Raw genomic sequence first — 22,976 nt, forward strand, 5'->3', positions numbered from 1 at the left:
GTACGGGGGCGGTCTTGCAGGTGTCAGTGGGCGCGGGACCGGGCCGCGGCGGCCAGACCCAGGTAGACGGCGCCGAAGTCGGTCATGGCCAGGAGTTCGACCAGGCCGCCGAGCAGGTCGGCGTGCGGGGCGGTCAGCTCCTGGATGCCGACCTGGTGGTCGGAGGCGAGCCGGTGGGCCCGGGCCACCGCGTGCGGCGGGGGAAGCGGTTCCGCCTCGGTTGCGGGCTCCTCGGCCGGGAACGCCGCGGCCTGGGCCGGAGCGGGCGCGGGGGCGGGGGCGGGGGTGCGGCGGAGCAGGAAGACCTTCAGCTGCAGGCCGTCCGGCTGCTCGGTGCGGTCGCGGAAGAAGTCGTCCTCGTCCGGGTCCGCCGCGAGGTGGCCGAGGAGCAGGCCGCGCTGGGTGGTCAGCGCCTCGGGCAGGACGCCGGTGATGGCCGGGTGCCCGGCGTGGTCGGCCAGCATCCGGGCGAAGCGCTCGGCCACCGCGGCGGTGCCCGGACCGTCGCTCCACAGCAGCGGCAGCATGTCGTCGAGTTGGACGGCCAGCACCTTGGCCGGGTTGCTGTAGGTGTCCGCGGCCGGGCGGCAGCGGACCGCCGCCTCGTCCAGCTGGTCGGCGGCGGCCTGGAGCGAGGCATAGGGGACCGAGGCCAGCCCGACCCGGTCGGCGAGGGCGAGGGTGGGTGCCAGCAGGCCCCAGAGGGCCGAGGGGGCGTCGTACGGGAGGTCCCGCTCCAACCCGGTCGGCGGCTCGGGCGCGGCCGCCGACGGCTCGAAGGGCAGCGGCATGCCCCGGACCTGGACGGTCGCCCCGGCCAGCGGGCTGTGCGCGGGGGTGACGGAGACGACCGAGCAGCCGCGCGCGTACGCGCGCTGGGCCAGGGCGATCAGCCCCGGTTCGGTGCCCCGGGTGGAGAGGATCAGCACCAGGTCGGAGGGGCCGGCCCAGCCGGGCAGCACCCAGTCGAGCCCCAGGCTGAATTCGGAGCGCACCTCGGCCGGGGTGGCCGCCTCGGCGGCATCGTCCCGATCGGGGTGCTGCGCCGGGTCGGCCAGCGTGGGACGGAGGACCACGACCGGGCCGGCCGGGCCCGCCAGCGCGGCCAGCAACTGCCCGGCCAGCGCGGCGGTGCCGTGTCCGGCGACGAAGGCCGCCCGGGGCCTGCCCTCGGGACGGAGCTGGTCGAGCCCGGCCTCACCGGCCAGTCGCAGCGCCCTGCGCACGGTCGCACCGGCCGAGGCGAGGTCGAGCAGCAGTCCTGCCTCGTCGGCCCGGGTCAGCGCCGCCGGGTCGTCCAGCAGCCACTCCTCGATCATGCGGCGCTCTCCTGCGTACTCGGGGTGCCGGACCTGGGTCAGCCGGGGCGCCGGGCCTCGTCCACCAGCAGCACCGGGATGCCGTCGCGCACCGGGTAGGCCAGCCCGCACTCGTCCGAGGTGCAGACCAGCTCGTCGTCGGCCTCGGTGAGCGGCGCGTGGCACTCCGGGCAGGCGAAGATCTCCAGCAGGGCGGGGTCGATGCTCATACCGGTGTGCTCCGTGGTCGGTCGGCGGGACGGGGCGGGATCGCTCCCGGAAAACTACCGTACCGCTGCCCCGAACCCGGGTGGGACGGGGCAGCGGAACGGGCGCGCTGCGGTCAGGCCCGGACGAGGGCCAGCACCTCGTCGCGGAGCTTGGCCATCACGGCCTCGTCCCGGGCCTCGACGTTCAGCCTGAGCAGCGGCTCGGTGTTGGACGCCCGCAGGTTGAACCACCAGTCGTCGCCGGTCACGGTCAGCCCGTCCAGCTCGTCGAAGGCGACGCCGGGGACGTCGGCGTAGGCGGCGCGGACGGCGGCGGTGCGCGCCGCCTGGTCGGCCACGGTGCTGTTGATCTCGCCCGAGGCGGCGTAGCGGTCGTACTCGGCGACCAGGGCGGACAGGGTGCCCTGCTGCCCGCCGAGGGCGGCCAGGACGTGGAGGGCGGCCAGCATGCCGGTGTCGGCCCGCCAGAAGTCGCGGAAGTAGTAGTGCGCGGAGTGCTCGCCGCCGAAGACGGCGTTGGTGCGGGCCATCTCCTGCTTGATGAAGGAGTGGCCGACGCGGGTGCGCACGGTCTTGCCGCCGTTGGCGCGGACGACCTCGGGGACGGTCCAGGAGGTGATCAGGTTGTGGATGATCGTCGGCTCCTCCTCGCCCTCCGCCCTGGCCCTGGCCAGCTCGCGGACGGCGACCAGGGCGGTGATAGCGGAGGGGGAGACCGGCTCGCCGCGCTCGTCGACGACGAAGCAGCGGTCGGCGTCCCCGTCGAAGGCGAGGCCGATGTCGGCGCCGACCTCGCGCACCTTGGCCTGGAGGTCGACCAGGTTCTTCGGGTCGAGCGGGTTGGCCTCGTGGTTGGGGAAGGTGCCGTCGAGCTCGAAGTACATCGGCACGACGTCGAGCGGCAGGCCGTCGAAGACCGTCGGCACGGTGTGGCCGCCCATGCCGTTGCCGGCGTCCACGGCGACCTTCAGCGGCCGGATGGCGGCGAGGTCGACCAGGCCGCGCAGGTGGTCGGCGTAGGCCTGCAGCTCGTCCTGCTGGGTGATCCGGCCGGGCTCGCCGTCGGCGACCGGGATGGTGACGACCCCGTCGGCGTCGGTCCACTCCTCGACCAGCTCGCGGATCTCCACCAGCCCGGTCTCCTCGCCGACCGGCGCGGCCCCGGCGCGGCACATCTTGATGCCGTTGTACTGGGCCGGGTTGTGGCTGGCGGTGAACATCGCGCCCGGCAGGTCGAGCTTGCCGCTGGCGAAGTAGAGCTGGTCGGTCGAGCAGAGCCCGATCTCGACGACGTCCGCCCCCTGCGCTGTGGCCCCCTCGGCGAAGGCGCGGGTCAGGCCGGGCGACGACGGCCGCATGTCGTGGCCGACGACGATCGCGTCCGCGCCGGTGACCCGGACGAAGGCCGCACCGAAGGCACGGGAGAGCGACTCGTCCCACTGCTCGGGGACAACGCCGCGCACGTCGTACGCCTTCACGATCTGCTTGAGGTCACGCACTCGGGGTCTCCGCCATTCTCGTTGCACGTCGGTGGCTGGGCACGTCGATGTCTGGGCACGTCGCCCTCGGGGGCACAGTACCGGGTGCACGTATACGAAAGGTGTGGGCGTACGGAGCCGCACGGCCGGTGACGGTGCGTCCGCACCCCGGTGGCGGGTGCTCAGGATTCCGGGGAGCGCAGCACCCGCAGGTGCCCGCGGCGGCCGACCTCGGTGGGGTCCGCCTGGCTGCCGCCGTCCTGACGGCGGGCCGGCGGCCGGGCGGCCTCCCGGACGGCGTTGGCGAGCGCCTCCAGGTCGTCCCCGCTGGGACGGATCGGTCCGGAGTCGACGGTCAGCCGGACCACCTCCCAGCCGCGCGGGGCGGTGAGGCGCTCGGAGTGCTCGGCGCAGAGGTCGTAGCAGTGGGGCTCGGCGTAGGTGGCGAGCGGGCCGAGGACCGCGGTCGAGTCCGCGTAGACGTACGTCAGCGTCGCGACAGCGGGACGGCCGCACGCGGTACGCGAACATCGACGGACAGGGCTCACGACGATGGACGGTACCGCACTCGTGACCGGCCCGCGACGACCACGCCCTCGTGTCGCGTGGAATATGCCGCTGCGGGTCGCCGGAATCACGTCCGCGGCACACCTCCGCGCCATGTCCCGGACAGATCGGCCGGACAGATCGGCCCGGTCGGTCGGGTCGTTGACGGCCGAGAAGTTGACTAGTGTGACCCGGGTGGACAGACCAGCCGCCTCCGACAGCCGTCCGCGCCGACGGGACCGACACGGCCGGGGGCTCCGCGGCCCCCTGGCGCCCCCTCAGGTGCCCATCGCCCTGAGCAGATCGGAGCTCTTCGACGACTACGTCCGCGAGTCGGTGGAACGCCTGGTGCGGCACTGGCCGCAGCTGAACGAGGTCGACTTCGCCGTCCAGGACGTTCCGGGCCCGGTCCCGGGCGAACCCGAGCCGGAGCCGACCGCGCTCCGCTCGGACGAGGTGCCGCTCGGGCGGCTGGTACCCGCAAAGAAGAAGGGCGACTCGCCCCGGATCGTGGTCTACCGGCGGCCGGTGGAGAACCGGGCCAAGGGGCGCGACGAACGCGCGGCGCTGGTCCACGAGGTGGTCGTGGAGCAGGTCGCCGAGTTCCTGGGGGTCGACCCGGAGACGGTCGACCCCCGGTTCGGCGAGTTCGGCGGCGGGTTCGGCGAGGAGGAGTGACGGCTACGGCATCAGGATCGAGCCGTCCTGGACGACCTGCGGGATCTGCACCGTGCTCCGGTCGTCGGTCAACTGCTGGATGGTGAACCCGGGTCCGTTCTTGGTGCCGATCATGCGGGCGGCGTAGACCGGTCCGCCGGACACCGGCTCGACGGTCACCGCGAACGTCCCGCCGCCGGTCGGCGTCTGCGGGCTGACCGACACCGTCGTACCCGCCGCGACCTGCACCGTCTGGTCCACCGGGGCGCCGCCGGCGCCGAGTGAGCCGACCTTCACCGAAGCGGCGGTGGTGCCCGGGTTGCTGAGCAGCAGGGTCGTGGTACCGGCCGTGTTCCCCGCGGCCGTGGCCCGCTGTCCGACGGACACCGCGCCGGCCAGGTAGCCGGTGTCGGTCGATCCGCTCTTGCCCCGGACCACCTGGACGCCCGCGATGAACGGCACGGTCTGGCCGACCCCGGAGGGGGTGAGCACCAGCGCCGCCGGCTGCCCCTTGGTGATGGCGCCCAGGTCGACCGAGGTCACCTGCCCGGCCTTGACGTGGATCGAGTCGTGGCCGCTGGGCACGATCAGGCCGCCCTGCCAGGCGAGGTGGATGCTGAGGTCGGCATCGGCCGCGCCCGGGTCGGCGACGACCAGGGTGGCGTCGCTGAGGTCCCCGGGCAGCCCGGCGATGACCTGGGAGGTGGCGAGGGTCGTGGCCGGAATCCAGTCGGCGCCCTCGCTGCCGCTGTCGGCGTGCAGCGCGGCGGCGATCCGGCCGGTGTGGACGATCACGTGGACGGCGAGCGACGTACCCGTGTTGCCGGGGCCCAGCAGCGTGGAGAGCAGCAGCGAGACGGTCTGGTCGGCCGGTACCTCGATGTTCGACGCCTGGGTGCCCTCGACCTCGCCGCTGGGGTTGAAGATCCGGATGTCGACGTCGGAGCTGACGTCCTCGACATTGGTCAGCTCGACGTAGTCGTTGCTGCCCTTGTTCGAGTCGGCACCGACGAACCAGAAGTCGGTGGCCGACTGGGTGCAGGAGGTACCGGAGATCGACGACCCGTCAGTGGTGGTCTGCTGTGTGGTGAAGCCCGGGGCGGTGGTGCCACTGGCGGCGGCGATCAGGGCCGGGGCCTTGTCCCCGGCGGCGGCCTTGGCCGTGGTCGCGCCGCCGAGGGCGGTCTGCTGGACCAGCGCCGTGGCGGCGCTGCCGCCGGTCGCGGGCGCCGCGCTCAACGGCGTGAGCGAGGCGCTGCCGGAGCTCGCGGTGGAGCTGCTCGACCCCGGTGCGGCCAGGCTGTAGACGGTGCTGCCGCTGCCCTGGAGCGGCGGCGGGCAGACCAGGCTGTTGTTCTGGACGGCGGTGCGGACGGCGGTGCCGGTGACGGCGGCCTGTCCGGTCGGCGGGTGGACCTCGGCGACGCCGATCGCGAGGGCGAGCACGCCGACGGCTCCGAGCAGGGACTGCGTGGTGCGGCTGATCATCTCTGCTCAGCTCCCGGTTCCGTCGTGGTGGGCACCGTTGGTGCCCTGCGCGTCATTGGACTGGAGCCACGGGTCGTCCGCCCGGAGCGTGCCGTACGCCCCCGTGTCGTGCTCGGGAACGGCCTGTCCCGGGACGGGGGCGCCGCCGGTCCATTCGTAGCCGGGCGGGGCGTACCCCTGCTCGGCCTGGTAGCCGCCCTGCTCAGGGCCGTAGCGGGGCTCCGCCGGGTAGGCGGGGTCGACCTGGTACCCGGGCTCGGCCCGGTAGGCCTGCTCCGGGTAGTACGGCTGCTGGTAGCCGGGCTGCTGCTCGTAGCCGGACTGCTGCTGCTCGTAACCCGGCTGCTGCTCGTAACCCGGCTGTGGCTGCGGCTCGTAGCCCGGCTGCTGCTGCTCGTACTCGTAGCCCTGCTGCTCGTAGCCGGGCTGCTGGTAGCCCTGGGGCGCGGTCCCGTACTGGTCCCAGCCGTAGGGCTGCGCCGCGGGCTGCTCGTAGCCCTGCTCCCAGGTCTGCTGGGGCGGGACGAAGGCCGGCGCCGGTTCGGCGGGCTCCGTCACCGGTTCGGGTGCGGGAGCCGTCGGGGCGGCGGCCTCCTCCTCGGTGCCCTCGGCGCCCTCGCTCGCCAGCCGCCGGGCCCGGCGCGAGCCGGCCGCCGGGGCATCGGCCCCTGGCTCCGTCTCGGCGCCCGCGCCCCCGCTCGGGACCGTGCTCTCCGCGTCGTCCGGCTGGTCGTCGTCGTTGCGGTCGCGTCGGCCGGGCAGCGCCAGCACCAGCAGGGCCAGCGCCAGCACGCCCTGGCCGATGATCCAGCCCTGGTGCAGGGTGCTCTCGTGGTAGGTCACCACCAGCTTGCCGCCCGAGGCCGGCAGGGTGAAGCCCTGGGCCCAGCCGTCGACCGTGGTCGGGGTGAGCGCTGTGCCGGCCAGGGTGGCCTGCCAGCCGGAGTCGGCCGAGTCGGCCAGGCGCAGGACGCGTCCGGCCGGACCGGCCGGAATGGTGGTGTCGATGCCGACCGCTCCGGCCTTGACGTCCACGTCGGCGGCGCTCGACGACTGGATCACGGCCCGGGAGACGTTGTCGGTGAGCCGCCAGATGCTGCTGCCGGTCTGCTGGTTGAGCCGGGTGAGCCCCGGCGTCGCGTCGAGGGTCGCCGCGACCTGGGCGCTCACCGGCGCGAGGATCTGCACGTACTGGACGGCGTAGCCGTCGAGTTGATCGGCCGGGTCGCCGCCCGCCCCGGCGACCAGGTTGCCGACGAGGGCGCCGAGGTTGCCGGGGGGCTGGGTGGCGTCCATGGACTCGGCGCTGCCGATGGTCGGTCCGGCGCCGCGCACCAGCGAGTACGAGACGACCCCGCCGTCGGATCCGGTCTGCAGGACCAGGGTCCGGATCTGGTCGACGCTGCCGGCCTGCTGGGCGATGAAGGCGGGGACCAGCTGTCCGCTGCCGCTTTCCAACGGGCCGTCCGCCCCGCGCACCATCCACCAGCCGGCGGCGGCGACCGGCGCGACCGCGGCGACCACCAGCAGCAGCGCCGCGACCGGCTGCCGCCAGCCGAAGTCGATGCCGGCCACCCGGTCCCGGGCGCCGTCGGCGCCGATGGCGGCGGCGGAGAGCAGTGCGATGCCGACCAACAGCGTCGCGGGCCCGGCCCAGGCGGACACGGCCTGCTGGCCGGGGCCCGGCACGACCTTGGCGGTGCCGGTCAGGACGGTCACCAGCAGGCCGACCGAGGCCGCGCCCCAGGCCGCGACGACGGCACGGCGGCGGTCGGCGCGCAGCAGGGCCGCGAGCGCGGCCAGCACGATGCCGACCACCAGGATGCCGGGGACGGCGCCGCTGCCGCCCGGGTTGAGCAGCAGCAGGCCCAACGGCGTCGCGGTCGGGCCGACCGCGCCGGGGATCCCGGCCTCCAGCAGCAGTCGGCCGGGGTGGGTGACCAGGCCGAGCGACCAGGGGGCGAGCACCAGCAGCGGGGTGCCGACGATGGCCAGGCAGCGCAGCCCGAGGCCGATCAGGGCCCCGACGCCGCGTCCGAAGGCGCCGCCGCGGAGGAAGCCGGCCAGCAGCGCGCCGACGGCCAGCAGCAGTCCGAGCACCCAGGCCAGCGGCACGAAGGCGGTGGTGAAGGTCAGCAGCAGGGCGGCGACCCAGGCGCTGCGCCAGCCGGGGCGCCCGCCCTTGGCGGCGGTCTCGCGGCGGATGCCGAGGCCCACCGCGATGGCCGCGGCGCGGGCGAGCGGCGGCAGCAGCACGGCGAGGACCAGGGTGCCGATCCGGCCCTGGGCGAGCGCGCCGGTGGCGGCGGGCAGCAGGGCGTAGCCGGCGCTGGCCCAGGCCCGGACCAGCCGGGAGGCGATCAGCGGCCGGGAGACCAGGTAGGCGGACACGCCGGCCAGCGGCACGGCGAGGATCAGCAGCAGCGCGACCGCGAGGCCGGGCTTGCCGAGCAACAGCGTGGAAAGACCGGCCAGGATGCCGAGGTAGGGGGGTGCGCCGCCGGAGCTGCCGACGCCGTTGGCCTGCCAGCTCGCCGCGAACTGCTGCCAGAGGTCACTGGCTCCGCCGGGGGTGGGCAGCAGCGCGCCGCCGTAGAGCTCGCCCAGGCCGAGCAGGTTGCGGCAGGCGACGAGGGTGATCAGCAGCAGTCCGGCGAAGAGCACCGGGGCCGGCTTGCGGGCGATCCGCTTGAGCCGGGCGAACTGCTCGATCTCCAGGAACTCGGCGTCGTCGTCGACGGGTCCGGACTCGACCGAACCGTGGCGGCTGGACATGGCCTCGTTGCCGGTCCGGCCGCCGAACTCGGCGATCAGGTTCTCGACGGCGGCGCGGGTGGTGGCGCCGGGGGCCGGGAACAGGCCGGACTCGTCGAGGGCGTCGTGGCTCCTGGTCCGGCTGCGCCGGGCGCGGGCGGCGACCAGGCCGCCGAAGCGCAGCAGCACGTGGGCCAGCCCGGCGAGTTCGTCCACCGCCTGGCCCGGGGTCTTGCCGAGCAGGTAGCCGAGGGAGCGGAGCACGGTGCTGAGGGTGATCCGCAGCAGCAGGTAGGGCAGGAGCAGGCCGCGGGAGTTGGCGAGCAGCGTGAAGACCGCGCCGGCCTTGTCGATCCGGTGCGGGTGGCCGGGGCGGGCGCAGTCGATCGGGCGGCGCTCGCGGCTGGCGGCCTCGGCGTGCCGGAGGACCGCGTCCGGGGCGACGACGGTGCGGTGCCCGGCGGCGGCGACGCGCCAGCACAGGTCGACGTCGTCGCGCATCAGCGGCAGGGCCTTGTCGAATCCGCCGAGCTGTTCGAAGACGTCGCGGCGGATCAGCATGCCGGCCGTGGAGACCGAGAGCACCGGGCGGACCTGGTCGCGCTGGCCCTGGTCCTGCTCGCGGCGGTCGAGGCCGGTCCAGCGGCGCCCGCTGCGGGCGATGCTGACGCCGACCTCCAGCAGCTGCCGCTTGTCGTACCAGCTGCGGAGCTTGGGGCCGATGACGGCGGCGGTGGGGGTGGTCTCGGCGACCTGGAGCAGCTTGCGCAGGGCGTCCGGCGCGGGCTCGCAGTCGTCGTGGAGCAGCCAGAGCCACTCGACCGGTTCGGTCGAGACGCCGGCCAGCAGCTGGTCGGCGGCGAGTTCGTCGTGGTGGCCGAGCGGGTCGCCGAACTGGTCGCCGCCGCCGTTGCCGACCGGGTCGTAGCCGCCGCCGGTGATCGTGTAGGGGAGGTCGGCCGGGTCGAGCGGGCCGGTGCCGCGCACGGTCTCGTTGACGGCGGTGCCGAAGCCGGTACGGCGTCCGTACTGGCGGACCGCGTCCGGGCCGAGGGCGTCGGCGAGCAGCTGCGGGGTGGCGTCCCCGGAACCGGTGTCGGCGGCGAGGATCCGCTGCGCCGGACGGTCCTGGCCGAGCAGGCCGCGCAGCGCCTGCGGCAGCCAGCGCGCCCCGTCGTGGGCGACCAGGACGGCGGTGACCAGGTGTCGGGGGTACGCGGGTGGGCGTCCTGACGCCGGCTGACCGTAGGGAGTGGCTGTGGCAGTCATCGCGGTGGCTGGCCCCGGTTCGCTGGGTGGCAGGGTGTGCGCGCCAGGGAACGGCCTCCGGCCGGGTGGCGCGCGGATCCCGGGCGCCGTCTTGGTTCGGGCTCGGGTTTAGCGCCCCACACTAACGGGTGTTGCCCGGGGGGTCGGGAGCCGGTGCTGAAATCCTGCGTCAAGGAAGTGGCCGGTGAGGCCGGTTGCGACGCCGTGGCGGCGTGCCCGGAGCCGGGCGTTCCGGCGCTGCGCCGAGCCGCTGCCGACGGCGTCGGAGCAGGTCGGAGGCGGCGGGGCGGCGGGGTCCTGCGGGCGCCGGACGGAGCGGGCCGCGGCTGGTGCAGGTGATGCAGGCGGTGCGGATGGTGTGAGTGGGACGGATGTTGCGGGCGGCAAGGAGCTGGCCCCGGACGCGGCGAGGGCCGACCCCGGCCGCAGCGGGGTCGACCCGAGCCGTCAGACGACGGCCTTCTTGAGCCGCCGGCGCTCGCGCTCGGAGAGTCCGCCCCAGATTCCGAAACGCTCGTCATTGGCGAGCGCGTATTCGAGGCATTCGGAACGGACCTCGCAGGCGAGGCAGACCTTCTTCGCCTCACGTGTGGAACCGCCCTTCTCCGGGAAGAAGGATTCGGGGTCGGTCTGGGCGCAGAGGGCTCGCTCCTGCCAGCCGAGCTCTTCCTCGCCGGTGTCGTCGTCGGCGATCATCAACTCAAAGAGCTCGCTCATCAGCGCGTTTCCTACCCCTCTTAGCGTGCGTCCCCGTGGCGGCCGTTATCCAAAGTGACGAAACGACACGAGTGAAATTACAAGTGGGCCGCTCTGGCCCAGTCAAGCCGTGCTCTGGTATTGGGCCCGGGATTCACTCCCTGGAACCAAGCAGCCACGATAAGTGTGCATATCCGGACAAACAGGAATGCTGCACCTCAGGCACCTGTGACCGCACCGGTCCCGGTCCCTCCCCGTCAGGGAGGACGGGAACCGGGGTGCACCCGGTTCCGAAACGCCCCGGTTCGCCCGACCCGGCCACCCACTGCTGCCCGGCTCGTTCCCGGCGATCTTCAGAGCCAAACCAATGCTGGGACATGTCCCCTGATCGAGTGATTTCGCCGACTGTCCCCCGGTTCGGAGTTGACAGCGGGCAGCCTCTCGGGTTGTGCTGGCACCTATGTCAGAGCAGCGCGCAGTCACTCGGAGCCTCCACGGCGAGTTCCGCCGTGTCTCCGGCGCGCTCTGTTGTTGCCGCTGTAGCTAGGGCCTGAGTCCAGGCCCTCCGGCTGCTCCCCGCCCGCCGCCCGCTCCGCGGGGGCCAGGGCCGCCCGGGAAGTCGCTTCGCACTCCCCCTGCTCACGGCAACCATCAAGGACCGTCGAAACGTGTCTCGCTCCGACCTCGCCCCCGGCACCCCCCTCGCCGCGCCCGCCTCCGCCCACGACGGGCTGAGCGACGTCAGCATCGCCGGCGACCCGCTCGCCTGGCCGCATCTGGCCCCGGCCCCGCTCACCCGGCCGACCACCGTCGGCGACTTCGCCGCGCTCGCCCGCCGGGTCGCGGAGGACCGGGCGAGCTGGGAGCGACTGGTCCGCTACGACGCGCTCACCCGCTGGTACGCCCAGCTGGAGACCGGCCCGGGGTACGAGGTGTGGCTGCTCAGCTGGCTGCCCGGCCAGGGCAGCGGCGGCCACGACCACGGGCGCTCCTCCGGGGTGCTGACCGTGCTGCGCGGCGAACTGACCGAGCGTTCGCTGACCGGGGCCGGCCGGAGCGTCCGGCAGCTCGGGGCCGGGGCGCAGCGGATGTTCGCCCCCGGCTACCTGCACGAGGTGGTCAACGACTCGCTGGAGCCGGCGGTGAGCCTCCATGTCTACTTCCCCGGGCTCACCGAGATGACCCCGTACGGCTCGCACTGGGCGAACGCCCAGGCCGCGCCGGGCCCGGCGGCCGCGCTGTCCCCCGCGCTCCCGCAGCACTGAGGCGTCCGCCACCGCCCTCTGCGGAGCCGTCGCACCTTACGGAAGTCGTACGGGAGGCGCCGATCCCGACGCCCGGGCCGCTCCGGCTCCTACTCTCGTAGGGTGACCCGCATCCTTGTCGTCGACGACGACCCCACCGTCGCCGAAGTCGTCGCCGGCTACCTGCTCCGTGCCGGATACACCGTCGAGCGCGCCGCGGACGGCCGTGCCGCGCTGGAACGGGTCGCCGCGGCCCGGCCCGACCTGGTGGTGCTGGACCTGATGCTGCCCGAGATCGACGGCCTGGAGGTGTGCCGCAGGCTGCGCGCCGACCGGGCCACCCGCGCGCTGCCGGTGGTGATGCTCACCGCCAAGGGCGACGAGCACGACCGGATCCTGGGGCTGGAGCTCGGCGCCGACGACTACGTCACCAAGCCCTTCTCGCCGCGCGAGCTGATGCTCCGGATCCAGTCGGTGCTGCGCCGCAGCGCGAGCCCGGAGCCGGGGACCGCCCCCGGGCCGCTGGCGGCCGGGGACCTCGTGCTCGACCCCGCGGCCCGCCGGGCCCAGCGCGGCGGACGCGAACTGGCGCTGACCCTGCGCGAGTTCGACCTGCTGGCGTTCCTGCTCCAGCACCCCGGCACGGCCTTCGGCCGGGAGGAGCTGATGCACCGGGTCTGGGGCTGGGACTTCGGCGACCTGTCCACCGTCACCGTCCATGTCCGCAGGCTGCGCGAGAAGATCGAGGACGACCCGGCGGCGCCGCGGCTGATCACCACCGTCTGGGGCGTCGGCTACCGCTTCGACCCCAGCGCGGACGGCACCGGAGCGGGCCCGCAGGAGGCGGTGGACGGATGAACGACTACCTGGTGATAGCCGGCTACGCGGCCGCCGGGGCCGGGGTGGCCGGGCTGCTCGGCTGGCCGGCCGTGGTGCTGCTGCGGCGCCGGTCGCTGGCGCTGTCGCTGTTCACCGTCGCCTTCGTGACCGCGCTCTCGCTGAGCGGCAGCACCATCGCCGTCGCCCAGGCGATGCTGCTCTACCGGCACGACTACGCCGTGGTCAGCATCGTACTGACGATGGGCTGCGTGGTGTCGCTGATCGTCGCCGCGCTGCTGAGCCGCCAGGTGGTGGCCGGCAGCCGGGCGCTGACCCGGGCGGCCCGCACCGTGGGCAGCGACTCCGGTTTCACCGCGCCGTCCGAACCGCTCAGCTCGGAGCTGTCCGAGCTGAGCGCCGAGCTGTCGGCGACCAGCGCCAGGCTGGCCGAGTCCCGGCAGCGCGAGCGCGCGCTGGAGACCTCCCGGCGCGAGCTGATCGCCTGGATCTCGCACGACCTGCGGACCCCGCTGGCCGGGCTGCGGGCGATGGCGGAGGCGCTGGAGGACGGGGTCGCGGACGACCCGGCGCGCTACCACGCGCGGATCCGCACCGAGGTGGACCGGCTCACCGGCATGGTCGACGACCTGTTCGAGCTCTCCCGGATCCAGGCCGGGGCGCTCACCCTCACCCTCTCCCGGGTGTCCGTCTACGACCTGGTCGGCGACGCCATCGCGGGCGCCTATCCGCTGGCCCGGGAGCGCGGGGTGCACCTGGTCGGCGACCAGGTCGCGCCCGCGCCGGTCGAGGTGGACAGCCGGGAGATCACCCGGGTGCTCGGCAACCTGCTGATCAACGCCATCCGCTCGACCCCGATGGACGGCACGGTCGCCGTCGCCGCCCGGCGGGAGCGGACGGAGGTGGTGGTCTCGGTGACGGACGGCTGCGGCGGCATCGACGAGCAGGACCTGCCCCGGGTGTTCGAGACCGGGTGGCGCGGCGGCTCCGCCCGGACGCCGCGCAGCGCGGCCACCCCCTCCGGGGCGGTGCAGCACCACGGCGACACCGGTGCGGGGCTCGGGCTGGCGATCGTGCGCGGGATCGTGGAGGCGCACGAGGGGCGCGCGACGGTCCGCAATGTGCACGGCGGCTGCTGCTTCGAGATCGCGCTCCCGGCCGCCGCCGCGCCCCGGGTCTGAGCACCCGGCGCCGTCGGCCGACGATCCGTCAACGGATCGGCGGCGGCTCGGCGGCACTCGGCCAGGGGGCGGCCCGGGACCGTCGGACACACCTGCGAGGATGGACGGCATGCGCATCGTGGTACTGGCCGGAGGAATCGGCGGCGCGCGCTTCCTGCGCGGCCTCAAGCAAGCAGTCGGTCCTGAGGCCGACATCACCGTCATCGGCAACACCGGGGACGACATCCACCTGTTCGGACTGAAGGTCTGTCCGGACCTGGACACCGTCATGTACACCCTGGGCGGCGGCATCCACGAGGAGCAGGGCTGGGGCCGCTCGGACGAGTCCTTCGCGGTCAAGGAGGAACTGAAGGCCTACGGCGTCGGCCCCGAGTGGTTCGGCCTGGGCGACCGGGACTTCGCCACCCATATCGTGCGGACCCAGATGCTGGGCGCGGGCTACCCGTTGAGCGCCGTCACCGAGGCGCTGTGCGACCGCTGGCAGCCGGGGGTGCGGCTGCTGCCGATGTCGGACGACCGGGTCGAGACCCATGTGCTGATCAACCAGGACGGCGAGAAGAAGGCGGTGCACTTCCAGGAGTTCTGGGTGAAGCTGCACGCGACCGTCCCGGCCGAGGCGATCATCCCGGTCGGCGCGGAGTCGGCGGCCCCGGCCCCGGGCGTGCTGGAGGCCATCGCCGCCGCCGATGTGATCATCCTTCCGCCGTCCAACCCGGTGGTGAGCGTGGGCACGATCCTGGCGGTCCCGGGCATCCGGGCCGCCGTGGCGAAGGCCGCGGCCCCGGTGGTCGGGCTGTCGCCGATCATCGGCGGCGCGCCGGTGCGCGGCATGGCCGACAAGGTGCTGGCCGCCGTCGGGGTGGAGACCTCCGCCGCCGGCGTCGCCCTCCACTACGGCGGCCGGGCGGCCGGCCCGGACGGCACGGCCGGCACCGGGCTGCTGGACGGCTGGCTGGTCGACACCTCCGACGCGGCCGCCGTGGCCGGGGTGGAGTCCGCCGGGATCGTCTGCCGGGCGGTCCCGCTGTGGATGACCGACGTCGACACCAGCGCCGAGATGGCGCGCGCTGCGCTGGCCCTGGCCGAGGAGGTGCGGCGCGCATGAGCACCTTCCGGGCGCTGGGCGTCGAGGGCATCCCCGAGGTGGCCGCCGGCGACGACCTGGCCGAGCTGCTGCTGGCCGGCTCGGTCGACGGCCTGCCGGTCGCGGAGGGGCTGCGGGACGGCGACATCCTGCTGGTCACCTCGAAGATCGTGAGCAAGGCCGAGGGCCGGATCGTCCTGGCCGACGACCGGGAGGCGGCGATCGACGCCGAGACCGTCCGGGTGGTCGCCCGGCGCGGCCGGACCCGGATCGTCGAGAACCGGCAGGGCCTGGTGATGGCCGCCGCCGGGGTGGACGCCTCCAACACCCCCTCGGGAACCGTGCTGCTGCTGCCCGAGGACCCGGACGCCTCGGCCCGGGGGCTGCGCAAGCGGCTCCGGGAGCTCACCGGTGCCCGGATCGCCGTACTGGTCACCGACACCTTCGGCCGCCCCTGGCGGAACGGTCTCACCGACGTGGCGATCGGCGCGGCCGGCCTGGACGTGCTGGAGGACCACCGGGGCCGGACCGACTCGCACGGCAACGAGCTGGCGCTGACCGTCACCGCCGTCGCCGACGAGCTGGCCGCCGCCGCCGACCTGGTCAAGGGCAAGGCGACCGGCCGCCCGGTGGCCGTGGTGCGCGGCCTCGGCCACCTGGTCACCGAGGAGGACGGCCCCGGCGTCCGGCCGCTGATCCGCAACGCCGCCGAGGACATGTTCCGGCTGGGCACCTCGGAGGCGATCCGCGAGGCCGTCACCGGCCGGCGCACGGTGCGCCGGTTCACCGACGAGCCGGTGGACGGCGGCGCGGTGCGCCGGGCCGTCGCGGCGGCGGTCACCGCGCCCGCGCCGCACCACACCACGCCCTGGCGCTTCGTCCTGCTGGAGGACCCGGACACCCGGCTCCGGCTGCTGGACGCCATGCTGGCGGCCTGGAACCGGGACCTGAGCGCGCTGGACGGCTGGTCGGCCGAGCGGATCGCGACCCGGGTCCGGCGCGGCGACGTGCTGCGGGACGCGCCCTACCTGGTGGTGCCCTGCCTGGTGACCGAGGGCGCGCACGACTACCCGGACGCCGCCCGGGCCGCCGCCGAGCGGGAGATGTTCGTCGTGGCGATGGGCGCGGCCGTGCAGAACCTGCTGGTCACCCTGGCCGGCGAGGGGCTGGGCACGGCCTGGGTGTCCTCGACGATGTTCTGCCGCGACACCGTCCGCGAGGTGCTGGCCCTCCCGGCCGGCTGGGACCCGATGGGCGCCGTCGCGGTCGGCCGCCCGGCCGACGTACCGCCGCCGCGGCCGGAGCGCGGCGCGGAGACGTTCATCGCGGTGCGCTGAACCCCGGCCGGACCGCCGCTGCCGAACCGCCGCTGTCCGACCGCCGCCGGGTGCGGGCTCACATCCGGCGGAAGTCGTGCGGCGAGTAGCGGGGGCCTCGGCGCGGCGCGTGCACCCGGATCAGCCGGATCAGCCGGCAGACCCGGTGCCGGTGCCCGGCGAAGGGCCGGAGCAGCTCCAGCATCCCGGCGTCGTCGGTGCGCTCGCGCCCGGCCAGGGCCCAGCCGACGGTGTTGGACAGGTGGAAGTCGCCGACCGACACGGCGTCGGCGTCGCCGTTGCAGCGCTGGGTGGTCTCCGCGACGGTCCAGACGCCGATCCCGGGGACGGTGGTGAGCAGCGCCGCGGCCTCGTCCGCCGGGGCGGCCGAGGCCCGCTCCAGCCGGGGCGCGAGCCGCACCGCGCGGACCACGGTCGCGGCCCGCTTGGCGTCCACCCCCGCCTCGTGCCAGGCCCAGGAGGGGACCATGGCCCAGTCCCGGGCCGAGGGCGCGAGCCGCATGCCCTCGGGGGCGGGTCCGGGCGCGGGCGTGCCGAACCGGGTGAGCAGCCGCCGCCAGGCGCGGTGGGCCTCCTCGACGGTGACCTTCTGTTCCAGGACGGCGGGCACCAGTGACTCCAGCACCAACCCGGTCCGGACCAGTCGGAGCCCGGGGTGGCGGCGGTGGGCGTCGCGCAGCACCGGGTGCGCGGCCGGGTCGAAGCCGGAGGGGTCGTCGTCCGCGCCGAGCAGCGCCGGGAGGCGGTCGAGCAGCCAGTCCGCGCCGGGCCCCCACGCCTGCGCGCCGACCAGCCCCTCGCCGGGGCTGACCGTCAGCCGCAGTGTCCCGGGGCCGCCGGGGGTGCGCGAGGCCCGCCACAGCGCCCCGTCGGGGGTGGCCCGGTAGGACGGGTCGCCCGGGCCGCGCCGCAGCACTCCCAGCGTGCCGTGCAGGTCGAAGGCCCAGCCGGGACGCCAACTGCGGACCGCCGCCACGACCGGGACCGCAGCCGGAGGCGGAGGCGGGACCGGAAGCGCAGCCGGAGGCGGAGCCTGGACCGGAAGCGCAGCCTGGACCGGGAGCGGAGCCGGGACCGGAGTTCGGTTCACCGCCGTGTGGCCGACACCACCGCTTACTCCGGCCGCTGCCGTTCCCTTGTCCACCCCTGCAACAGTACGCTCGCGTCCCACACGTCCCTACGGAATCCCCGACCCGAGGAATCCGCCGGTGGCCCGGCCCGGTGCACGGCCTTTCGAGGCTCGCCCGAGCACCGTGCCGTACAGGTGCGCGATCACGTCCGACCCAAAGGCATAGGCTGGACCCCACCATGAGCCAGACACCCCTCAGCGGCGCAGCGACCCCCGCCGATCTGCTGCGCTCCGCCCTCGCGTCCGACCCGGCCCGACCGCTGGTCACCTACTACGACGATGCCACCGGCGAGAGAGTCGAACTCTCCGTCAAGACCTTCGACAACTGGGTGGCGAAGACCGCCAACCTGTTGCAGGACGATCTCGCCGCGGCCCCCGACGACCGGGTGGCGCTGCTGCTGCCCGCGCACTGGCAGACCGCCATCTGGCTGTTCGCCTGCTGGTCCGTCGGGTTGACGGTCTGTCCGGGCGGCGACCCGGCCGAGGCCGCGCTGGTGGTGAGCGGCCCGGACACGCTGGACACCGCACTGGCCTGTCCCGGCGAGCGGGTGGCGCTGGCGCTGCGTCCGCTGGGCGGCCGGTTCCCGGAGCTCCCGGCCGGGTTCGTGGACTACGCGGCCGAGGTCCCGGCCCAGGGCGACCGCTTCGTGCCGTACGCCCCGGTGGACGCCGACCGGCCGGCCCTGATCGTCGACGGCGAGCTGCTGACCGGCGCGCGGACGGTGGCGCTGGCCGCCGAGCAGGCGGCCGAACTCGGGCTGTCGGCCGGCGACCGGGTGCTCAGCACCCTGTCCTACGACGACTGGGCCGGGCTCGGCGGCGGGCTGCTGGCGCCGCTGGCGGCGGGCGCCTCGGTGGTGCTGTGCCGCAACAGCGAGCAGTTGGAGCCCGAGGTCATGGAGCAGCGCATCGCCTCCGAGCGGGTCACCCACCGGATCGGCTGACCCGGCGCCGCCGACCGGGGCGCGGGGGCGCGTACGGGGCGCGCGCCGCCCCGGTTGCACGCTGCCGTTCGGGCTGCGAACTCCGGGCGGTATCCGCAGCTTTCAGGTCGACCGGCTAGTGTGACCGACTCAGAGCAGCTGTCGACAGAGCGGAGCAGCAGGTGCGGACCGGCGATGGTGCGGGCCCGGTGGGCGAGGACCCCGACCCGGCCGACCTGTGGACCCTCGATCCGGCCACCGGCGAGTACCGGATGCTCCGCCCCGGCGAGCGCCCCCGCCCCGCGCCGCAGCCCCCGGCGGCCCCGTCACCGGCCCGACCGGCCACGGCCCGGCCGGGCCCGGCCGGGCGGCCCGCCGCCGCGCGGGGCCCGCACCGGGCCCTGGGTCGGCGGCGCCCTCTGCTTCCTGCTGCTGACCGGCGGCGTCGGCGGCTACCTGCTGCTGCGCGGCGGTGGCAGCGGCACCGCCGCGGCGGCCGGGACCGCCGCGGCGAGCTGTCGTCCGTCCGCCGCCGCTCCGGCCGCGACGCCGAGCCCGAGCATCGAACCAGCGGTCTCCGGCAGCTTCCTGAACGGGCCGAAGTCCGACCCCATCGGCATCCGGGTCACCGTCATGGACGGCAGCGGCACCTTCGGCCAGGCCGAGGCGGTCCTGGAGTGGATGCAGAACGACAAGGACTACCTGCGGTCCAGCAACGGCGGACCGGCCCCGGCGGTCATCCCGAGGACCACCCTGGTCTACGCCCCCGACCATGTCTCCCAGGCGCGGGCGCTGGCCGCCGCGATGGGCCTGCCGGCCTCGGCGCTGCACGGCGACGGCAACACCAGCGGCGACATCGGGCGAATGGTGCTGACGCTCGGTCAGGACTTCCACGGCATAGGCAAGCCGTTCGCGGCCCCCGTCACCGCCGCCCCGTCCTCCCCGGCCCCGGCCAACGCCGCCGGCCAGGGGAAGGACGGATGCGGCAGCCCGTAGCCCGGCGCGTCCCGGGCCCACGCCCGAGCACGAAGGCAGGCAGCCCCGTTGACCAGCGACAACGCCTCACCACGCGGTGACCGAAAGCAGCCAGGACGACGGCGCGCCGGTGGCCGGAGCAGCAGCCGGAGCAGCAGCGGCACCCGGGGGCGGCGGCTGCTGCCACGCGGGCCGCTGGTCCGCCGGGTGGCGCTGGGCTGCGGACTGCTGGTGGTGCTGGGCTGCGTCGGCGGCTGGGGCTACGTCTCCTACCTGGACGGCAACATCAAGCACGGTGCGCTGAGCTTCGGCGACCAGGGCGTGGCCCAGCCGGACGCCGGCGGCGGCACCCCGCTGAACATCCTGCTGATCGGCTCGGACACCCGGGACACCGCCGCCGACCTGGCCCTCGGCGGCTCCCACGACTCCGTCGGCGGACCGGCGCACGCGGACGTGGAGATGCTGCTGCACGTGTCGGCGGACCGCAGCAACGCCTCGCTGATCAGCATTCCGCGCGACACCATGGTGGACATCCCCGCCTGCACCGATCCGGCGACCGGCAAGGTCTACCCGGAGTCGCCGCACGAGCAGATCACCGACAGCCTGTCGCACGGCGGCCCCGGCTGCACCGTCTACACCTGGCACCAGTTGACGGGCATTCACATCGACCACTACATGATGGTCGACTTCGGCGGCGTGGTCAGCATGGCGGACGCCATCGGCGGCGTCCCGGTGTGCACCACCGACAATGTCGCCGACCCGTACTCGCACCTGCGGCTGACCAAGGGCGACCATGTGGTGCAGGGCGTCCAGGCGTTGGAGTGGCTGCGCTCCCGGCACGGCTTCGGCGACGGCAGCGACCTCTACCGGACCCAGGTCCAGCACATGTACCTGACCTCGATGATGCGCCGGCTGACCTCCGCCGGGACGCTCACCGACCCGGGCCGGGTGCTCTCCCTCGCCGACGCCGCGACCAGGGCGCTGACCGTGGACGACGGCCTGGACAGCGTCGGCAAACTGGTCGGCCTGGCGGCGCAGTTGAGGGACCTCAGGCCGGAGCGGCTGACCACGGCGACCATGCCCTACGCGGCCGACCCGAGCAATCCCCGGGCCTGGGTGATCCCGATGCCGGGTGACGCGCAGCGGCTGTTCGCGATGGTGCGCGGCGACGTCCCGCTGGACGCCCGCGGCCCGGCCGCACCGCCGCCGTCGCCCGCCGCGCAGCCGGCCCGGCCGGCCGCCTCCGCGAGCGGGGACGACTCAGCGAGCGGGGACGCCTCCGCGAGCGGCGACGCCTCCCCGAGTGGGGCCGCGCCGGGGCCGTCCGCCGTCCGGCTGCTGGTCGAGAACGGCAGCGGGGTGCCGGGGCGCGCCACCGCGCTCACCGCCGCCCTGCGCGAGGCCGGCTTCGCCCAGGCCAGGAACGGGCACAACGCCCCGCTGCGGCAGCTGAGCACCTCGCTGGCCTATCCCCCGGCCGACGCGGCCGCGGCGGCCGCCGTGGCCGCCGCGCTGCACCTGCCGCCGGGCAGCCTGCGACAGGCCGCCGAGCTGGACCGGCCGACGCTGGTGATCGGTGCGGACTGGCCCGACGGCGAAGCCTTCCCGACCGTCTCCACCCCCTCGGCGGGTGCGGTGCCGACCAGCGCCCCGCTGCAGAGCGGCGACCAGACCAGGTGCGCCAAGGTGAACCCGGTCTACAGCTGGTGACCGGAGTCGGCGCCCCCGGCGGCTCCGATCGCTCAGGCCGGGCGGGTGGCGGCGCCGGGTCCGGCGCCGACCGAGCCCGGGGCCGGGGCAGTGCTGGCGATCACCCGGCGGGCCAGGGACCGGGGGCTGGTCAGGAAGCCCCAGCCCCAGGACATGTGCATGGTGGCCAGGGCGACCGGCAGTTGGGCCCGGGCCGCGACCGACAGGCCCCGGCCCTCGCGCAGCGAGCCGGCCGCGATCGCCGCCACGTAGCCGCCGGGCAGCACCAGCAGCCAGGGGCTGAGCACCGCGCCGCCGACCAGGCCGAGCCCGACGCCGAGCACGGCGGCCGGCGGGGCCAGGTAGCGGAGGTTGACCGAGCCCCGGTGGTAGCGGGTGACCACCCGGCGCCAGCGGCCGTAGTCGTGGTACTGCCGGGCCAGGGCCCGGACGCTGGGCCGGGGGCGGTAGGTCACCCGCAGGTCCGGGGTGAACCAGACCAGCCCGCCGTCCTGGCGGATCCGGTAGTTCAGCTCCCAGTCCTGGGCCCGGAGGAACTCCTCGTTGTAGCCGCCCTGCCGTTCCAGCACCTCGCGCCGGAACACGCCGAGGTAGACGGTGTCGGCCGGGGCCGCCTCGCCGCCGGTGTGGAAGGCGGCGTTGCCGACCCCGATCCGGGAGGTCATCGCGGCGGCGACGGCCTTCTCCCACTCGGTCTCGCCCTCGGCGTGCATGATCCCGCCGACGTTGACCGCACCGGTCCCGTCCAGCAGCCGGACGGCGGTGGCGATGTAGCCGGGCGTCAGCAGCCCGTGCCCGTCGACCCGGACCACGACCGGGTGGCGTGAGCCCCGGATCGCGGCGTTGAGGCCGGCCGGGGTCCGCCCGGTCGGGTTGCGCACCGTCCGCACCTCGCGCGCGGTGCCGGCGGTCTCGGCCACGAGCTCGGCGGCGATCGCGTCGGTGTCGTCGGTGGACGGACCGAGCGCGATCACCACCTCGACGTCACCTGGGTACTCCTGCGCGAGGATCCGCTCGACGGAATCGCGCAGGTAGCGGGACTCGTTGAGCACGGGCATGATCACCGAGACGGCGGGGACCGGGGCGGAAGCCCGGTCCGCGGGCCGGTCGTCCGGTTCCGGAGAGGCGGGGGTGGCGTTCATATGGAGGAAACGGTACCGCCGCCACCCGTGCCGCGCCGAACCGGCGGCGCTCCGTCACCCCCGCCCCCGGCCCCCGGCCCGCCCTCCGGCCCGGCTCAGCCGGCGTGCCGAGCCAGCGGGTTGGAGCCGATCGAGTTGGCGATGGCGAAGCTGACCGTGCCGGAGCGGTAGCGGTCGTCCGACCATTCGATCGGCCGTCCGGCGTGGGTGGTGGTGGTGCGCCGGATCCGCAGCAGCGGCCCGCCGCGCCGGATGCCGAGCAGCTCGGCGTCCTGGGTGCCGGCCGCGACCGCGTCGATGATGTGCTCGCCGTAGGCGAAGATGATGCCGATGTCCTCGTAGAGGGCCTGGACGACCGACTCCGAGTCCGGCGGGATCCGCTCCACCGCCTCGGCCATCCACATCGGGTAGACATTGCGCTCGACCAGGGCCGGCTCCCCGTCCAGCCCCCGGATCCGGAGTACCTGGAGCACCGGGTCGCCGATGTCGATCAGCAACCGCTCGGCGTCCTCCGGGGTGGCCGGGCGGCGCGACTGCTCGATCACCAGGCCGGTCGCGGTGCGCCCCATGGCGCGGGCCCACTGGGCGAAGCTGCGGAGCTCGGCGAAGCTCTGGCTGCGCCGGTTGCCGAGGACGACCCGGCGGGCGCCCTGCCGGGAGCCGATCCGGCCCTCGGCGGTGAGCGCGGCCACGGCCTGACGGACCGTGCCCCGCGAGACCTCGTAGCGGGAGGCCAGTTCGCTCTCGGTGGGGAGGGTGCCTCCGACCGGGTACTCCCCCCGGTCGATGGCCTGACGCAGTTCCTCGGCGATCTCCTCGTGGCGTGCAGCCATGGCGCGGACCTCCCTGTCGGACGTGTGGTACGGGGCTGGCTGTGCACAGACAGGTCGCATGCGGACGGGGTCCCCCTCCGTCTCCCAACTGCGGCCCGGCGGCACGGGCGAAGCGGCGTGATCGTACCGTTATCCGCCGGTGACGGGAAATGCGGTCCGAAGCAG

19 protein-coding genes are annotated in these 22,976 nt (G+C 74.8%); 9 read left to right on the plus strand and 10 right to left on the minus strand.

Annotation, left to right across the window (positions count from 1 at the left end; all coding sequences use genetic code 11):
- Window positions 1-23: 23 nt before the first annotated feature.
- From BS75_RS14610 to BS75_RS14620, 4 genes are all read right to left on the minus strand, one after another.
- Window positions 24-1,319, minus strand: a complete 1,296-nt coding sequence (locus BS75_RS14610; RefSeq protein WP_034088537.1) for an SIS domain-containing protein — start codon at window positions 1,317-1,319, stop codon at window positions 24-26.
- Between the two features lie 38 nt (window positions 1,320-1,357).
- Entirely contained in the window at window positions 1,358-1,528 is a 171-nt protein-coding gene (locus tag BS75_RS46420; protein ID WP_081982321.1) for a Trm112 family protein, read from the minus strand.
- Window positions 1,529-1,641: 113 nt separating this feature from the next.
- Window positions 1,642-3,027: a phosphomannomutase/phosphoglucomutase gene (locus BS75_RS14615; RefSeq protein ID WP_034088538.1), complete on the minus strand. Its 1,386-nt coding sequence runs from the start codon at window positions 3,025-3,027 to the stop codon at window positions 1,642-1,644.
- A gap of 161 nt (window positions 3,028-3,188) precedes the next feature.
- Window positions 3,189-3,620, minus strand: a complete 432-nt coding sequence (locus BS75_RS14620; protein ID WP_231608133.1) for a DUF3499 domain-containing protein — start codon at window positions 3,618-3,620, stop codon at window positions 3,189-3,191.
- A 46-nt stretch (window positions 3,621-3,666) separates the two neighbouring features.
- Between BS75_RS14620 and BS75_RS14625 the strand changes: the two genes are divergently transcribed.
- Window positions 3,667-4,230: a metallopeptidase family protein gene (locus tag BS75_RS14625; protein WP_081982323.1), complete on the plus strand. Its 564-nt coding sequence runs from the start codon at window positions 3,667-3,669 to the stop codon at window positions 4,228-4,230.
- 3 nt (window positions 4,231-4,233) lie between these two features.
- Here the strand turns inward: BS75_RS14625 and BS75_RS14630 are convergent, their stop codons facing one another.
- From BS75_RS14630 to BS75_RS14640, 3 genes are all read right to left on the minus strand, one after another.
- On the minus strand, window positions 4,234-5,697 hold the full coding sequence (locus BS75_RS14630; RefSeq protein WP_052069417.1) for a DUF5719 family protein: 1,464 nt from the start codon (window positions 5,695-5,697) through the stop codon (window positions 4,234-4,236).
- 6 nt (window positions 5,698-5,703) lie between these two features.
- The gene (locus BS75_RS14635) at window positions 5,704-9,720 is read right to left on the minus strand and encodes a glycosyltransferase family 2 protein (protein WP_052069418.1); all 4,017 of its coding nucleotides are present in this window, start codon (window positions 9,718-9,720) and stop codon (window positions 5,704-5,706) included.
- 447 nt (window positions 9,721-10,167) lie between these two features.
- Window positions 10,168-10,437: a WhiB family transcriptional regulator gene (locus BS75_RS14640; RefSeq protein ID WP_034088540.1), complete on the minus strand. Its 270-nt coding sequence runs from the start codon at window positions 10,435-10,437 to the stop codon at window positions 10,168-10,170.
- Between the two features lie 710 nt (window positions 10,438-11,147).
- Here BS75_RS14640 and BS75_RS14645 point away from each other — a divergent pair.
- The 5 genes from BS75_RS14645 to BS75_RS14665 all read left to right on the plus strand — a co-directional run bounded on the left by BS75_RS14645 (window position 11,148) and on the right by BS75_RS14665 (window position 16,099).
- Window positions 11,148-11,681, plus strand: a complete 534-nt coding sequence (locus BS75_RS14645) for a cysteine dioxygenase (protein WP_034093059.1) — start codon at window positions 11,148-11,150, stop codon at window positions 11,679-11,681.
- Between the two features lie 102 nt (window positions 11,682-11,783).
- Complete coding sequence (locus tag BS75_RS14650; RefSeq protein WP_042440779.1) at window positions 11,784-12,518, plus strand: response regulator transcription factor; 735 nt, start codon at window positions 11,784-11,786, stop codon at window positions 12,516-12,518.
- The gene (locus BS75_RS14655) at window positions 12,515-13,678 is read left to right on the plus strand and encodes a sensor histidine kinase (RefSeq protein WP_034088541.1); all 1,164 of its coding nucleotides are present in this window, start codon (window positions 12,515-12,517) and stop codon (window positions 13,676-13,678) included. Before BS75_RS14650 ends, BS75_RS14655 begins: the two co-directional genes overlap by 4 nt.
- Window positions 13,679-13,787: 109 nt before the next feature.
- A complete protein-coding gene (gene cofD, locus BS75_RS14660; protein WP_034088542.1) occupies window positions 13,788-14,783 on the plus strand; it encodes a 2-phospho-L-lactate transferase in 996 nt (331 codons plus the stop codon).
- Window positions 14,780-16,099 carry a coenzyme F420-0:L-glutamate ligase gene (locus BS75_RS14665; protein ID WP_034088543.1) on the plus strand — a complete coding sequence of 440 codons (1,320 nt, stop codon included), beginning with the start codon at window positions 14,780-14,782 and terminating at the stop codon, window positions 16,097-16,099. The genes cofD and BS75_RS14665 overlap by 4 nt, the downstream gene beginning before the upstream one ends.
- A 58-nt stretch (window positions 16,100-16,157) precedes the next feature.
- Here the strand turns inward: BS75_RS14665 and BS75_RS14670 are convergent, their stop codons facing one another.
- Window positions 16,158-17,075, minus strand: a complete 918-nt coding sequence (locus BS75_RS14670; RefSeq protein ID WP_042440781.1) for a DNA-3-methyladenine glycosylase family protein — start codon at window positions 17,073-17,075, stop codon at window positions 16,158-16,160.
- A gap of 332 nt (window positions 17,076-17,407) precedes the next feature.
- Between BS75_RS14670 and BS75_RS14675 the strand changes: the two genes are divergently transcribed.
- The 3 genes from BS75_RS14675 (at window position 17,408) to BS75_RS14685 (ending at window position 20,836) form a co-directional block, all read left to right on the plus strand.
- Complete coding sequence (locus BS75_RS14675; RefSeq protein WP_034088544.1) at window positions 17,408-18,172, plus strand: TIGR03089 family protein; 765 nt, start codon at window positions 17,408-17,410, stop codon at window positions 18,170-18,172.
- Window positions 18,173-18,346: 174 nt separating this feature from the next.
- Window positions 18,347-19,147 (plus strand): LytR C-terminal domain-containing protein, encoded by an 801-nt coding sequence (locus BS75_RS43350; RefSeq protein WP_052069419.1) that lies wholly within the window; start codon window positions 18,347-18,349, stop codon window positions 19,145-19,147.
- A gap of 48 nt (window positions 19,148-19,195) precedes the next feature.
- Complete coding sequence (locus BS75_RS14685) at window positions 19,196-20,836, plus strand: LCP family protein (RefSeq protein ID WP_152646032.1); 1,641 nt, start codon at window positions 19,196-19,198, stop codon at window positions 20,834-20,836.
- A gap of 32 nt (window positions 20,837-20,868) precedes the next feature.
- Here the strand turns inward: BS75_RS14685 and BS75_RS14690 are convergent, their stop codons facing one another.
- Both BS75_RS14690 and BS75_RS14695 read right to left on the minus strand, forming a co-directional pair.
- Window positions 20,869-21,978: a glycosyltransferase family 2 protein gene (locus tag BS75_RS14690; protein WP_042439052.1), complete on the minus strand. Its 1,110-nt coding sequence runs from the start codon at window positions 21,976-21,978 to the stop codon at window positions 20,869-20,871.
- Between the two features lie 95 nt (window positions 21,979-22,073).
- Window positions 22,074-22,811, minus strand: coding sequence for a GntR family transcriptional regulator (locus BS75_RS14695; protein WP_034088545.1), 738 nt, complete (start codon window positions 22,809-22,811; stop codon window positions 22,074-22,076).
- Window positions 22,812-22,976 lie beyond the last annotated feature (165 nt).

Source organism: Streptacidiphilus albus JL83, assembly GCF_000744705.1.
Taxonomy (GTDB): domain Bacteria; phylum Actinomycetota; class Actinomycetes; order Streptomycetales; family Streptomycetaceae; genus Streptacidiphilus; species Streptacidiphilus albus.